We start from the raw sequence: 14,614 nt of genomic DNA on the forward strand, positions 1-14,614 counted from the left end.
CAGAACTTTCAGGTCAAGTCCTACAAGCCCTCCGCCGATTGGCAGGGATGGGATGCCGGCACTACGCCAGCACCCCATCCCCCTCAACTGGACGGAGACCTGCCATGTTCGGCTACCTCAACCACAGGCTCGGCAACATCAGTGTCGGCGCCAAGCTCGCCCTGGGCTTCGCCGTGGTCCTCGCGCTCACTCTGGCCACCACGGTCAGTGGCTGGCGCGCCCTGGACGGCGCCATCACCCGCTCGGAACAACTCAGCGAAATCGGCCAGATCAATGATCTGGTCAAAGACCTGCGCGCCGAGCGCATTACTTACCGGGTGCTGGCAGACGACGCCAGCAAGGCACAGATCGCCGGCATCCTGCAGCAGCTGGATGCCCTGCTGACCACCCTGCAGCAGCGCAGCAGCGTCGATGAATCACGCCAGATGCTGACCCAGAAGCTGCAGCTGCTGCAGCGCCTTCGTGATGAGTTCACCACCCTCCAGGATGCCGTGCGCAACCGTGCGCAGCTGCGCGCGGCGATGCAGACACAGGAACAGAAGCTGAACGAGGTCGTCGATGACCTGCAGACCCAGGCCCTGCTGAAAATGCCAGGCGACAACCAGCAAGGCGCCGTGCTGGGCTTGATGGACACCCTCAGCCGGCATGTTGACGGCGCCAACCAGCAGAGCCTGATACCCGCCTATACGTTCTCCCCGCTGGAAGACTTTGCCAAGGTTGGCGATGCCGCGCTGGAGGCCGCCGACGTCAGCCTCGAGCAGTTGCTCAGAGCACTCACGCCCTTGGGCCTGCCTCGCGCCCTCACCGAGCAGCCCGGCATCGAACTGGCCAAGTACCGCACCAGCCTTGACCAGTACCGCCGCACGGCACTGCAGGTCGAACAGCTGCAGAACGAAATGGAACAGATGGGCAACGAGCTGAGGGCGGTCAGCCTGGAGCTGGGTGAAAGGAAGGTGGAACAACGCGACAACGAAGCCGTGGCCGCACGCTCCTTGCTCACCAGCGTGGCCCTGCTGGCCCTGATCGTCGGCATCGTCGCCGGCTGGCTGATTACCCAGCAGATCACCCAACCCCTGCGCCAGACGCTGGCATTGGCCTCGCGCATCGCCAAAGGCGACCTGAGCCAGCTCGAACCCGTGCAGCGCCGCGACGAGATGGGGCAATTGCAGACCAGTATGGGCGAGATGACCGTAAGCCTGCGCGAGCTGATCGGTGGTATCGATCAGGGTGTCGGCCAGTTGTCCCAGGCTGCGTCGCAGCTGGCAGCCAGCAGCGAGGACACCAAACTGCGCATCAACCAGCAACGCGAGGAAACCGACCAGGTCGCCACCGCCATGAACCAGATGAGCGCCACGGTGCAGGAAGTGGCGCAGAACGCCGAGCAAGCTTCACTGGCGGCCACCAATGCCGACCAGCAGGCACAACTGGGTGACCAGGTAGTCGGCGAAGCCATTGGTCGTATCGAACAGCTGGCGGGGCAGATGGACCATTGCCTGGCCGCCATGCAGCACCTGGCCGGCGAAAGCGAGCGCATCGGCAGTATTCTCGATGTGATCAAGTCGGTCTCGGAGCAGACCAACCTGCTGGCACTGAATGCGGCGATCGAAGCTGCCCGGGCGGGTGAAGCAGGCCGTGGCTTTGCCGTGGTGGCCGATGAGGTCCGCGGGCTGGCGCAACGTACCCAGCAGTCCACCGAGGAAATCGAGCAACTGATCGACAGCCTGCACAGCGGTACCGACGAGGTCACCCGCCTGCTCGACGACAGCAAGCGCCTGACTGAGCAGAGCGTAGAGCTGAGCCGTAGGGCCGGACAGGCCTTGGGGCAGATCACTGACACGGTCTCGAGCATTCAAGGGATGAACCAGCAGATTGCCACGGCCAGCGAGGAGCAGAGTGTGGTGGCCGAGCAGATCAACCGGAGCGTGATCAGTGTGAGGGATGTGTCGGACCAGACCGGTGCAGCCAGTGAACAGACGGCGGCTTCGAGTGGGGAGCTGGAGCAGCTTGGGCGGCAGTTGCGGGGGATGGTGGGGCGGTTCAGCCTTTGAGATCGCCGGGGCTGCTGTGCAGCCCTTCGCGGGACAAGCCCGCTCCTACAAGGGATCGCGTTTCCTGTAGGAGCGGGCTTGTCCCGCAAAAGGGCCGGTGCGGTTACAGCACCTGACGCAGGAAGGCCTGCGCGCGCGGGTCTTTTGGCGCAGCAAAGAACGCGGCCGGTGCCGAATCTTCCAGCAGCTTGCCGTGATCGAAGAACAGCACGCGGTCCGCCACTTCACGGGCAAAGCCCATTTCGTGGGTGACGCAGACCATGGTCATGCCTTCCTGGGCCAGGGTCTTCATCACGTCCAGCACTTCGCCGACCATTTCCGGGTCGAGCGCCGAGGTTGGCTCGTCGAACAGCATCACCTTCGGCTCCATCGCCAGCGCACGGGCGATCGCCACCCGCTGCTGCTGACCACCCGAAAGGCGCGACGGGTACTCGTTGGCCTTCTGCGAGATACCCACCTTTTCCAGCAACGCACGGGCCTTGGCTTCACGCTCGGCCTTGTTGCGCTTGCGCACCACCTTCTGCGCCAGGCACAGGTTTTCCAGCACGGTCATGTGCGGGAACAGGTTGAAGTGCTGGAACACCATGCCGACTTCGCGGCGGTAGGCGTTGATGTCGGTCTTCGGGTCGGCCAGTTGCAGGCCGTCGATGGCCACATGGCCTTGGTCGAAATGCTCCAGGCCGTTGAGGCAGCGCAGGAAGGTCGACTTGCCCGAACCCGAGGGACCGAGCACCACCACCACTTCGCCCTTGGCGACTTGCGTGGTGACGTTATCCACAGCCCGCACCACATGGCCACGGGTGTCGAAGACTTTCAGCAGGTCACGGACTTCAATCACTTTGCGCAAGCCTCCGCTCGAGCCGGCTGGCGATGTGCGACAGCGGCAGGTTGATCAGCAGGTACAGGCCTGCCACGCAGAACCAGATCTCGAAAGTCGAGAACGACGTGGTGATGGCCTCGCGGCCACTCTTGGTCAGTTCGGTAATGGCGATCACCGACACCAGCGAGGTGTCCTTGACCAGGCTGATGAACTGCCCGGCCAAAGGTGGCAGCACACGCTTGAACGCCTGCGGCAGGATCACGTGGCGCATCGACTGGCCCGCGTTCAGGCCCAGCGAGCGAGCCGCTTCGTTCTGGCCCTTGGCAATGGACTGCACACCAGCGCGGACGATTTCAGCTACGTAAGCGCCGGTGAACAGCGCCAGCGCGGCCACCCCGGCGAACTCGCGGGACAGGTTGAGCACGGTGCCGATGAAGAAGTAGAAGATGAAGATCTGCACCAGCAGCGGCGTGCCGCGCACCAGCTCGACATAGACGGTCGACAGGTCGCGCAGGGTCGGGTTGTTCGACAACCGGCACAGGCCGGCGAACAGGCCGATCACCAAGCCCAGCGCACCGGACACCACCGAGATCCACAACGTGGTCCACAGGCCCCAGGCCAGCGGGCCAGCCGCCCAGTGGCGGGTCACGCCGATCTGGTCGCCCTCGGCAACATCGTCGCCACGGCTCAGTTGCAGGCTGTCCTTGGCTACATCGAGCACTTGCTCGGCGCCGCTCTCGTCCTTCAGCGTGACGCGGGCGTTATCGCCGGAGATGACGATTTCCTGCACGGTACCGTAACCGGCTGCGCGCTGGGTTTCCTCGGCCTTGTAGGCGAAATACTGCGGTACGCGGTTCCAGCGCCACTCGTAGGAAATCATCGAGGTGGCCATGTACAGGCTGAACGCCAGGCCCACCAGGACCAGGGCGGTCAAGCCATGCCAGGGCCACTGGGCTTTCTTGTGTTTGATCACGTGGGGTACTTCCGTAAATGCGAACGCGCAGGGTTTGCCTGCGCGTCGGGGTCATAAAGCCGGGCTTGTGGCCTGGGCCTTATTCCATTTCCTTCAGCCAATCTTTGTTCTTGAACCACTTGTCGTGAATACGATCGTAGGTCCCGTCATGCTTGATCTGGTGCAGGAAGTTGTTGATGAAGTTGATGCTGTCGTAGTCGCCTTTCTTCAGGCCGAAGGCCAGCGGCTCATAGGTGAAGGGTTCTTCGAGGAACAGCAGCTTGCCGGCACCGGCCTTCTCGACCGCCACCACGTTGTACGGCGCGTCGTAGACGAAGGCGTCAGCCTTGCCGTTGACCACGTCCATCACCGCTTCCTGCTCGTTGTCGTAGCCGTGGTACTTGGCTTTGCCGATCAGCTTCTTGGACACCATCTCGCCGGTGGTACCGAGCTTGGAGGTCAGGCGGTACTTCTCGTTGTTCAGGTCCTTGTACGATTTGATCTCGCCAGCCAGCTCCTTGCGGATCAGCAGGGTCTGGCCAACCACGATGAAGGGTTCGCTGAAGTTCAGGCGCAGGTTGCGTTCCTGGGTCAGGGTCATGCCGCTGCCGATCATGTCGAACTTGTCGGTCAGCAGGGCCGGGATGATGCCGTCATACGCGGTGGAAACAGCCTCGAACTTGACGCCCATGGATTTGGCCATGGCTTTAAGGATATCGACTTCGAAGCCGATGATCTCGCCGCGCTTGTTGGTCATCTGGAACGGCATGTAGGTAGGGTCCATGCCCACCCGCAGGGTTCCGCGCTTGACCGCTTCATCAATGGCGCCGGCCTGGGCCGCAGTTACGGCGACCAGGGCGGTAACACCGACCAACAGCCGCGAAAGGTATTTCTTGATCATCACCAAGTCCCCTAGCAAGTAAAGAAGCGAATCTTATTGTCGTGGCACAGCCATACCGGCCGATGCGGATTATCGGAGAGGGATGCTAACGCATGGCGGCGCTCGGACCTAGAGCCGGGGGGGACTTTGTTGGCCAAAATCGGCCGGGGCCCTAAAAGCTTCGCGGGTGAACCCGCTCCCACAAGGTACTGCACAGCCCCTGTGGGAGCGGGTTCACCCGCGAATAGGCCTAATCAGGCGCCGACGAGTGCCGGTTGGCCTTCATTCTCCGGATGCAGTGGCAGCAGCGGCGAATGCGGGTCGTTCTTGATGGAGGCACGCCACACATCGATCCACGCCGCATTGTGCTCGGCCCAGACCTGCTCGTGCAGGCGGCTCAAGGCGACCGGGTCGCTGAGCAAGGCCAGGCGGGTATTGAGGTCCAGCCCTTTCGGCCCGACCTCCATCGCCTTGGCCACGCGCTCGGCACGCAGTGCCTCGATCGGCGCGGCTTGGCCGTGTCGGGCAGTGGCCATGGCACAGGCCAGGGCATTCTGCCGTGGGTCGACCACCGCACGCACGAAGCCGTCATGCAGGGCATGCCAGCGGTTTTCGTGGGTGTACTGGTCGGTGGCCAGCAGCTCCTGCGGCGTCGCGTATTCCTCAGGAATGAGGAACAGCTTCTCGTCCTTGGCCGCCAGGCCCAGGCGCGTGCGGCTGGAGATGACCGATACCGGAATCGACAGCACCAGCGAACCCACGATCGGCGCCAGCCACCACAGGAAGCTCGGGTTCAGCCACGCCACCAGCCCGGCCCAGGCGAAGCCCAGCAAGGTCTGCGGGCCATGGCGGCGCAGCGCTTCGCTCCACGGGGTGGAGTCGTCGTCACGCTGCGGCGAGTTCCAGGTCGCTGCCCAGCCGAGGAACGCGGCCAGCACGAAGCGGGTGTGGAAGATCATCCGTACCGGCGCCAGCAGCATGGAGAACAGCATCTCCATCAGCATCGACAGGGTGACCTTGATGCGCCCGCCGAATTCGACGGCGCCCTTGGCCCAGATCAGGATGACGCTGAGCAGCTTGGGCAGGAACAGCAGCACGATGGTGGTGGAGAACAGCGCCACGGCTTTTTCCGGGTGCCACTGCGGCCACAGCGGGTAGAGCTGGTACGGCTCGATGAAGTACTGCGGCTCCATCAGGGTGTTGGTCGCCAGCAATGCCGTCGACAGCACCAGGAACAGGAACCACAGCGGCGCCGACAGGTACGACATCACGCCGGTGAGGAACACCGCACGGTGCACCGGGTGCATGCCCTTGACCAGAAACAGGCGGAAGTTCATCAGGTTGCCGTGGCACCAGCGGCGGTCGCGCTTGAGCTCGTCGAGCAGGTTCGGCGGCAGTTCTTCGTAGCTGCCCGGCAGGTCATAGGCAATCCACACGCCCCAGCCGGCGCGGCGCATCAGCGCGGCTTCGACGAAGTCGTGGGAGAGAATGGCCCCGGCGAACGCGCCCTTGCCCGGCAACGGCGCCAGGGCGCAGTGCTCGATGAACGGCTTCATGCGGATGATCGCGTTATGGCCCCAGTAGTGCGACTCGCCCAGCTGCCAGAAGTGCAGGCCGGCGGTGAACAGCGGGCCGTACACGCGGGTGGCGAACTGCTGCATGCGCGCATATAGGGTGTCCATGCCCGAGGCTTTCGGCCCGGTCTGGATGATGCCGGCGTCCGGGTTGGCCTCCATCAGGCGCACCAGGCTGCTCAGGCATTCGCCGCTCATGACGCTGTCGGCGTCGAGCACGACCATGTACTTGTACTCGCCACCCCAGCGACGGCAGAAGTCGTCGAGGTTGCCGCTCTTGCGCTTCACGCGGCGACGGCGGCGGCGATAGAAGATACGGCCGAAGCCCTTGGTCTCGCGGCACACGTCCAGCCAGGCCTGTTGCTCGGCCACGGCGATGTCGGTGTCGTTGGTGTCGCTGAGCACGAAGAAGTCGAAACGGTCCAGGTTGCCGCTGGCCGCCACCGACTCGAAGGTCGCCCGCAGGCCTGCGAACACGCGCGGCACGTCTTCGTTGCAGATCGGCATCACCAGCGCGGTACGCGCTTCGGGGGCAATCGGCTCGTTACCGGCACTGCTACCCGAAATCTTGTACTTGTCACGCCCGGTGAGCAGCTCGAGGAAGCCCATCAGCGCGGTCCAGAAGCCTGCCGAGACCCAGCAAAACAGGATACCGAACAGCACCAGGATGGACGTCTGCAAGGCATACGGCCAGACCTGCACCACGGTGTCCCACAGCGGCTGGTTGACGATTTCGTCCAGGTCGACGAACGACCAGCCCTGGTACGGCAGGATGCCCTTCATGTACCAGCCGGCGACGATGGTCTGGCCGATCATGAGGGTGAGCAGGATGTAGCGGCGGATCGAACCGACCGTGCGCCAGCGCGCCGCTGGCAGCTCGCGCTTGGGCGGCTGCGGGGCGTTGGTGCGGCCGGTCATGCGCCGCCACAGGCGGATCAGCACGTTGGTGCGCCATGGCTCGGGCACGACCTTGGTGCGCTTGATCGGCGGCGCGATCTTCAGGCACAGGCGGCCGCTGCCGTCGACACCGAGCATCTCGGCGTCTTCCAGCTCGGCAGCGCTGCCCACGGTCAGGCGCGGGCCGACCGAGGCCTGGACGGCCTCGGCGGTGTTGGCGGCCGGGTTGGCCGCCAGACGTTGGTGCAGTTCACTGAACGACGTGCAGTTGGCGAGTTCCGCGCGCTGCTCATCGCTCAGTGGGAGGTGGGCCAGGTATTCGCCAAGCGATTCCGGCCTTGCGCTTGAGTTACTCATCGGCAGGCAACTGATAGCTCCAGGTCTCGGTCAGCACTTTTTCAGTGGTGGCCGGGGTCCCGTTGGTGGGCGCCGCATCGGCGGCAGGTTGTTCGGCCTTGGCTGGTTCCGCCTTGGCGGTCTTCTCATGCTTGGCGTGCTTGGCCGCAGCCTTTTCCTGCTTGGTTTCAGCAGCAGGCTTGGCCGGCTCGACCGGCACGTCACGTACCAGTGCTGCGCGCATTTCGGTGGACTTGTTGGCTTCCTTGACCTTCAAGCGCAGGGTCAGGCGCCAGCCCCTGGTCTCCGGGTTATAGCGCAGATTGTTCTCGACCACCTCGGCATTGTCGCCAACGCTGATCTGGCTGCGCACCGCGGTGTCTTCCGGCAGGGCGGCAAGCGCCGGGCCGGCGAAGTCGACCAGGAAAGCGACGCTGCCGTCTGGCTGGCGGATCAGGTTGGACTGCTTGACGTCACCGGTGGAGCGCAGGGTCTGCTTGACCCAGCCCAGGTCAGGGGCCTGGAACTGCTGCTCGTCGATGGTCCAGTGCAGGCGGTAGGCGTACTCGAACGGCTTGCCTGGCTCAGGCAGCTTCTCCGGGCTCCAGAAGGCAACGATGTTGTCGTTGGTTTCGTCGGCAGTCGGGATCTCGACCAGGTCGACGGTGCCCTTGCCCCAGTCACCCTTCGGCTCGATCCAGGCGCTCGGGCGCTTCTGGTAGTTGTCGTCGAGGTCTTCGAAGTCACTGAAGGCGCGCTGACGCTGCATCAGGCCGAAACCACGCGGGTTCTCGACACTGAAGTTGCTCACGGCCAGGTGTTTCGGGTTGTTCAGCGGGCGCCACAGCCACTCGCCGTTACCGGCATGGATCGACAGGCCTTCGGAGTCATGCAGGGCCGGGCGGTAGTTCAGCACCTTGGACGGCTGGTTGGGGCCGAACAGGAACATGCTGGTCAGCGGGGCGATACCCAGGCGGCTGACCTGGTCACGCAGGAACACCCGCGACTGCACGTCGACCACGGTGTCGCTGCCCGGGCGCAGGATCAGCTTGTAGGCGCCGGTGGAACGTGGCGAATCCAGCAGGGCGTAGATCACCAGGTGCTTGTCGGCCGGCTTGGGCTTCTCGACCCAGAACTCGGTGAAGCGCGGGAACTCTTCGCCCGACGGCAGCGCGGTGTCGATGGCCAGGCCACGGGCCGACAGGCCGTACACATGGCCCTTGCCGACCACGCGGAAATAGCTGGCCCCCAGCAGGGTCATGATCTCGTCCTGCTTGTCGGCCTTGTTGATCGGGTAGAGCACGCGGAAACCGGCGTAACCGAGGTTCTTGACGGTTTCCGGGTCGTGCGGCACGTCACCGAACTCGAAGCGGCTCGGGTCGTACTTGATTTCCTCGACATTGGTGGCGGTGATCTCGTTGATCTTCACCGGGGTGTCGAAGTGCATGCCCTGATGGTAGAAGGACAGCTTGAACGGGGTCTTGTCCTTGGCCCACTCGGCCTTTTCCTGCAGGAAATGAATTTTCTGGTAGTCCGCGAACTTCATGTCGCGGAAAGCTGCCGGCAGGTTACTTTTCGGTGCTTCGTATTTCTGGCCGGCCAGATCCTTTGCCTTGGCTGCAACATCGTCAAGATTGAATGCCCACAGCTGGCCCGCGCTCATCAGGCCGACCAGTGCCACACTGGCCATCAGCGCCTTGCGCAGCCCGGTGCCGGGGATTCTTGATGCTTTTTGGGGACTAACAATCACGAGCAACCCTCGCCGAAAACAGATCATGAAACCAACGGCCAGCGACAAATGCCGGGTTGGCGAGCACTGTTCGGACCCCATGAGGGCGTAATGATTCCCCAAACAGGTCCATACAATGCTCGAGTCAGAGTGAAACGAACCTGCGAACGCAGGCTCACGCAGCGCGCGATTATCCAGCAGGATGCGTTACAACGCATCAGTGTGGACTAACTATTTATCGTACAAAACCCCTTGTTTTCCTATAAACAAAGGGTTTTTCGACCTCATATTTGTAACAAGAATGTCACTGGGCCATCATTGACCAGGTGCACCTGCATGTCGGCACCGAAGCGCCCGCTCGCCACATCCTGATGCTGGCCACGAGCCTTGTTCAAAAGATAGTCGAACAATTCGGCCCCGAGTGCCGGTGGCGCGGCGGTCGAGAAACTCGGGCGCATGCCGCTGCGGGTATCAGCCGCCAGGGTGAACTGGGAAACCAGCAGCAAGCCGCCACCGACATCCTTGAGCGACAGGTTCATCTTGCCCTGATCGTCGCTGAACACCCGATAGTTCAGCAGCTTGTGCAACAGTTTATCGGCATGCTCACGGGTATCTTCAGGCTCGACGGCCACCAGCACCAGCAACCCCTGGTCGATGGCACCGACAATCTCCCCGCCCACCTCCACGCGTGCGCCACGCACGCGCTGCAGCAAACCCTTCATGCTTCTTCCAGCGGCAGGTCGAGCAGACGGCGGGCCATCTGGTCGGCCGCACGCACCAGGGCATCGGTGATGCCTGGCTCGGAGGCGGCATGCCCGGCGTCGCGAATCACCTTGAGCTCACTGTTCGGCCAGGCCTGGTGCAGCGCCCAGGCGTTGTCCAGCGGGCAGATCACGTCGTAGCGGCCATGCACGATCACCGCCGGCAGGTGAGCGATCTTCGGCATGTCGCGAATCAGCTGGTCTGGCTCCAGGAACGCATTGTTCATGAAATAGTGGCATTCGATGCGGGCGATCGACAGCGCGCGCTGTGGCTCGGAGAAGCGGTCGACCACTAGCGGGTTGGGGCGCAACGTGGCGGTGCGGCCCTCCCAAGTGGACCAGGCCTTGGCCGCGTGCATCTGGGCGATCTGGTCGTTACCGGTCAGGCGCTTGTGGAAGGCCTTGACCAGGTCACCGCGCTCTTCCGGCGGAATCGGCGCGATGTAGTCCTGCCAGTAGTCGGGGAACATGCGGCTGGCGCCTTCCTGGTAGAACCACTCGATTTCCTGCGGGCGGCACAGGAAGATGCCGCGCAGGATCAGGCCATGCACGCGCTCGGGGTGGGTCTGGGCGTAGGCCAGGGCCAGGGTCGAGCCCCAGGAACCGCCGAACAGCACCCATTTGTCGATGCCAAGGTGCTTGCGGATGCGCTCAAGGTCTTCTACCAGGTGCCAGGTGGTGTTGTTCTCCAGGCTCGCGTGCGGCGTGGAGCGGCCACAGCCGCGCTGGTCGAAGGTGATGATGCGGTACAGGTTGGGGTCGAAGTAGCAACGGCTCTGGGCATCACAGCCCGCGCCCGGGCCACCGTGGATGAAGACCACAGGCAGACCTTCCGGCGAGCCGCTTTCATCGACATACAGCACATGCGGCGCTTCCACGGCCAGATCGTGCCGGGCGTAGGGTTTGATCTGCGGGTAGAGGGTCTGCATTGCGCACTCCGTGTGAGGTTTGGTTCGGCCGTGGGCCATCATAAACCTGAATTGCGCTTTGAGCATGCCCCCTGTGTCGATCGCAACCCCTCTGCGCTGTATCTATTGCGGGTAACGCTCCCTGCCCCACTGCAAAGTAGCCTCGAGCATGCGCTGCAAGACACGCTGAGTGGGCTGGGCCAGGTCTTCACGGTAGGCGAACGGCTCGACCTCTTCCATATAGGTGCTCTGCGCCAGCTCCAGTTGCACCGCATGGATATCGTTTGCCGGGTCACCATAGTGGCGCGTGATGTGCCCGCCCTTGAAGCGGCCGTTGAGCACATGGCTGTAGCCATTCGCCTGGCCGCAGACTGCTTCCAGGCGCGCGGCCAGCAACGGATCGCAGCTCGCACCATTGAAGGTACCCAGGTTGAAGTCCGGCAGCTTGCCATCGAACAGGTGCGGGATCAGCGAGCGGATCGAATGGGCGTCCCACAGCAGCGCATAGCCGTGGGTTTCACGCAGGCGCGCCAGCTCGCTCTGGATGGTGTTGTGATAAGGGCGCCAGATACCTTCCAGGTAGTTTCTGCGCTCTTCGGCGGTCGGCTCCAGCCCTTCCTTGAACAGCGGCTCGCCCTCGAACAGCGTGCCCGGGTACAAGCCGGTGGTAGCGCCGGCATACAACGGTTTGTCGTCATCCGGGCGGTTCAGGTCGATGACGAAGCGCGAATACTCCGCCGCCACGACACTGGCGCCCATCTCGCGGGCAAAGTCGTACAACCGTGGAATGTGCCAATCCGTGTCCGGCAGGCTGCGCGCCTGATCGACCAGGCCGTCGCGCACGGCGTCGCTCAGCCGCAGGCCGGCATGGGGCATGCTGATCAGCAGCGGCAGGCGGCCTTGGTGAAAACTCAGTACCTTGTCCATCGTGCCTCGCTCAGTTGGAAATTTCGTGGCCCTTGCGCACCACGCGCTTGGGCAGGTCGCCGCCAAGCCAGTAGGCCAGGTCGGCGGGACGGGCGATCTGCCAGGCGACGAAGTCGGCGACCTTGCCGACCTCCAGCGAGCCGTGGCTGTCACCCAGGCCGAGGGCCGTGGCAGCATGCAACGTGACGCCGGCCAAGGCCTCTTCCGGGGTCATGCGGAATAGCGTGCAACCCATGTTCAGCATCAGGCGCAGCGACAACCCAGGTGAGGTGCCCGGGTTGAGGTCGCTGGCCAGGGCAATCTTCACCCCGTGGCGACGCAGGGCATCCATCGGCGGCAGCTGGGTTTCGCGCAGGAAGTAGAAGGCGCCTGGCAGCAGCACGGCAACGGTGCCGGCCTTGGCCATGGCAATGGCGTCTTCCTCGGTCATGAACTCCAGGTGGTCGGCCGACAGCGCCTGATAGCGCGCTGCCAGGCTGGAGCCGTGCAGCGAAGACAGCTGCTCGGCATGCAGCTTCACCGGCAGGCCCAGTTCATGTGCCTTGATGAACACCTTCTCGACCTGTGCCGGCGAGAACGCCAGGTGTTCGCAGAAGGCGTCCACCGCATCCACCAGTCCTTCGGCAGCCAGGGCAGGCAGCATCTCGTCGCAGATATGGGCAATGTAGTCGTCAGACCGGCCGGCATACTCCGGCGGCAAGGCATGGGCGGCCAGGCAGGTAGCGCGCACTGCCAGCGGCAGTTCATCTGCCAGGCGCCGGGCCACACGCAGCATCTTGCGCTCGTTGGCCAAGTCCAGGCCGTAGCCAGACTTGACCTCGATGGTGGTCACACCGTCACGCATCAACGCCTGAACCCGCTGACGCGCACTGGCGAACAGTTCGTCCTCGCTGGCCGCGCGGGTAGCCCGCACGGTGCTGGCGATACCGCCGCCCTGGGCGGCGATCTCGGCATAGCTCACGCCCTGCAGGCGCTGTTCGAACTCGCCACTACGGTTGCCGCCGAACACTGCATGAGTGTGGCAATCGATCAGCCCCGGGGTGACCCAGGCGCCGCCCAGGTCCACCGTGCGGTCGACATCGAACGGCTGCAGCTCGGTGCGCGGGCCGATCCATTCGATCAGCCCGGCGCTGGTGACGATGGCCGCGTCCTCGATGATCGAGTAACGGCCCTCGGCCAGGGTTGCCGCGTGACAGTGCTGCCAGAGGGTTCTCATGTGCAATCTCCTTGACTAGCGGTGCAGCTCGACCGGCACGTGCTTGCCTGCGCGCGGCTTGCACCACAGCAGGTAGGACGCCACCAGGAACACCACCCAGACCACGCCGACCAGCAAGGCCGCCTGGGTATCCGGGAAGTAACCGAGCACACCGAAAATGAACACCATGAAGGCAATGGCCATGGCCGGGCCGTATGGCCAGAACGGTACCGGGAACTTCAGCTGGGCCGCCTCTTCAGCGCTCATGCTGCGGCGCATGGCAACCTGGGTGACCAGGATCATCAGCCACACCCACACGGTGGCGAAGGTGGCGATAGAGGCGATCAGCAGGAACACGTTCTCCGGGATCAGGTAGTTGAGCAGCACGCCGACCAGCAGCGCCGCGCCCATCACGAGCACGGTCATCCATGGCACACCGTGCTTCGACAACTTGCCGAAGCTGCGTGGCGCGTGGCCTTGCTGGGCCAGGCCGTACATCATGCGGCCGGCGCCGAAGATGTCGCTGTTGATTGCCGAGATGGCGGCCGAAATCACCACGATGTTCAACACGGCGGCGGCGGAACCAATGCCGAGATGGCTGAAAATCTGCACGAACGGGCTGCCTTCGCTGCCGATCTGCGGCCACGGGTACAGGCACATCAGCACGAACAGGGTCAGCACATAGAACAGCAGGATGCGCAGCGGCACGGCGTTGATCGCCTTGGGGATAACGCGCTGTGGGTCCTTGGCTTCACCGGCGGTGACGCCGATGATCTCGATGCCACCAAAGGCGAACATCACCACGGCGAACGAAGCGATCAGGCCGCCGATGCCATTGGGCATGAAACCGCCATGCTCGATCAGGTTGCTGATGCCCACGGCATGTTCGCCACTCACCTGGCTGAAGCCGAAGGCCATGATGCCGAGGCCGGCCAGGATCATCGCCACGATGGCGCCGACCTTGAGCAGCGACAGCCAGAATTCCATTTCGCCGAACACCTTGACGTTGCACAGGTTGAGGCCGCCGATCACGAAGACGATGCCCAGCACCCAGATCCAGCGGGCCACTTCCGGGAACCAGAAGCCCATGTAGATACCGAAGGCGGTGATGTCGGCGATGGCCACGATGACCATCTCGAAGGCGTAGGTCCAGCCGAGGATGAAGCCGGCCATGGGGCCGAGGTAGGTGGTGGCGTAGTGGCCGAAGGAGCCGGCCACCGGGTTGTGCACGGCCATCTCGCCGAGGGCGCGCATGACCATGAACACCGCAGCGCCGCCGATCAGGTACGCCAGCAGCACGGCCGGGCCGGCCATCTGGATGGCCGAGGCGGAGCCGTAGAACAGGCCGGTGCCGATGGCGGAGCCAAGGGCCATGAAACGGATGTGGCGGGCCGTTAGCCCGCGCTTGAGACCTTGAGCTTGTTGCATGTCACGTCCTTAAATTGTTTTTGTGGTCGTGAGGTCGAGAGGGGGCTGCCTTGCAGCCTATTCGCGGCGGTTCGGCGACCCGACACGCCCGCTCCCACAAGAGTACCGAAGCCTTCAAGGCTGGCGCTGTACCTGTGGGAGCGGGCGTGTCGGGTCGCC

General features: G+C 63.7%; 11 protein-coding genes. 1 reads left to right on the plus strand and 10 read right to left on the minus strand.

The genetic code is table 11. The features are described from left to right. Positions 1-104 precede the first annotated feature (104 nt). Entirely contained in the window at positions 105-2,048 is a 1,944-nt protein-coding gene (locus J7573_RS23485) for a methyl-accepting chemotaxis protein (RefSeq protein ID WP_294340689.1), read from the plus strand. Positions 2,049-2,151: 103 nt separating this feature from the next. On the opposite strand, the gene J7573_RS23490 is transcribed toward J7573_RS23485, so the two are convergent. From J7573_RS23490 to J7573_RS23535, 10 genes are all read right to left on the minus strand, one after another. Continuing rightward, positions 2,152-2,886, minus strand: a complete 735-nt coding sequence (locus tag J7573_RS23490) for an amino acid ABC transporter ATP-binding protein (RefSeq protein ID WP_294340697.1) — start codon at positions 2,884-2,886, stop codon at positions 2,152-2,154. Then, entirely contained in the window at positions 2,879-3,841 is a 963-nt protein-coding gene (locus tag J7573_RS23495) for an amino acid ABC transporter permease (RefSeq protein ID WP_294340690.1), read from the minus strand. Before J7573_RS23495 ends, J7573_RS23490 begins: the two co-directional genes overlap by 8 nt. Before the next feature lie 79 nt (positions 3,842-3,920). Next, positions 3,921-4,718 carry a transporter substrate-binding domain-containing protein gene (locus J7573_RS23500; RefSeq protein WP_027921050.1) on the minus strand — a complete coding sequence of 266 codons (798 nt, stop codon included), beginning with the start codon at positions 4,716-4,718 and terminating at the stop codon, positions 3,921-3,923. Between the two features lie 236 nt (positions 4,719-4,954). Continuing rightward, positions 4,955-7,528 (minus strand): glucans biosynthesis glucosyltransferase MdoH, encoded by a 2,574-nt coding sequence (gene mdoH / locus J7573_RS23505; RefSeq protein ID WP_294340691.1) that lies wholly within the window; start codon positions 7,526-7,528, stop codon positions 4,955-4,957. Then, the gene (locus tag J7573_RS23510; RefSeq protein WP_294340692.1) at positions 7,521-9,257 is read right to left on the minus strand and encodes a glucan biosynthesis protein; all 1,737 of its coding nucleotides are present in this window, start codon (positions 9,255-9,257) and stop codon (positions 7,521-7,523) included. Before J7573_RS23510 ends, mdoH begins: the two co-directional genes overlap by 8 nt. Before the next feature lie 263 nt (positions 9,258-9,520). Beyond that, positions 9,521-9,958 (minus strand): D-aminoacyl-tRNA deacylase, encoded by a 438-nt coding sequence (dtd, locus tag J7573_RS23515; protein WP_294340693.1) that lies wholly within the window; start codon positions 9,956-9,958, stop codon positions 9,521-9,523. Beyond that, entirely contained in the window at positions 9,955-10,926 is a 972-nt protein-coding gene (gene pip, locus J7573_RS23520) for a prolyl aminopeptidase (protein WP_110633153.1), read from the minus strand. The genes dtd and pip overlap by 4 nt, the downstream gene beginning before the upstream one ends. Positions 10,927-11,028: 102 nt before the next feature. Beyond that, the gene (gene hutG, locus J7573_RS23525; protein WP_294340694.1) at positions 11,029-11,832 is read right to left on the minus strand and encodes an N-formylglutamate deformylase; all 804 of its coding nucleotides are present in this window, start codon (positions 11,830-11,832) and stop codon (positions 11,029-11,031) included. Between the two features lie 10 nt (positions 11,833-11,842). Beyond that, a complete protein-coding gene (gene hutI / locus J7573_RS23530; RefSeq protein WP_294340695.1) occupies positions 11,843-13,048 on the minus strand; it encodes an imidazolonepropionase in 1,206 nt (401 codons plus the stop codon). Between the two features lie 15 nt (positions 13,049-13,063). Beyond that, the gene (locus J7573_RS23535; RefSeq protein ID WP_294340696.1) at positions 13,064-14,455 is read right to left on the minus strand and encodes an amino acid permease; all 1,392 of its coding nucleotides are present in this window, start codon (positions 14,453-14,455) and stop codon (positions 13,064-13,066) included. Positions 14,456-14,614 lie beyond the last annotated feature (159 nt).

The sequence above is a fragment of the Pseudomonas sp. genome, from assembly GCF_017744435.1.
Lineage (GTDB): Bacteria > Pseudomonadota > Gammaproteobacteria > Pseudomonadales > Pseudomonadaceae > Aquipseudomonas.

Coding starts and splice junctions, on each gene's coding strand:
- J7573_RS23535 (WP_294340696.1), bottom strand. CDS start 14,455: ATGCAACAAGCTCAAGGTCTCAAGCGCGGGCTAACGGCCCGCCACATC.
- hutI (WP_294340695.1), bottom strand. CDS start 13,048: ATGAGAACCCTCTGGCAGCACTGTCACGCGGCAACCCTGGCCGAGGGC.
- pip (WP_110633153.1), bottom strand. CDS start 10,926: ATGCAGACCCTCTACCCGCAGATCAAACCCTACGCCCGGCACGATCTG.
- J7573_RS23485 (WP_294340689.1), top strand. CDS start 105: ATGTTCGGCTACCTCAACCACAGGCTCGGCAACATCAGTGTCGGCGCC.
- hutG (WP_294340694.1), bottom strand. CDS start 11,832: ATGGACAAGGTACTGAGTTTTCACCAAGGCCGCCTGCCGCTGCTGATC.
- mdoH (WP_294340691.1), bottom strand. CDS start 7,528: ATGAGTAACTCAAGCGCAAGGCCGGAATCGCTTGGCGAATACCTGGCC.
- dtd (WP_294340693.1), bottom strand. CDS start 9,958: ATGAAGGGTTTGCTGCAGCGCGTGCGTGGCGCACGCGTGGAGGTGGGC.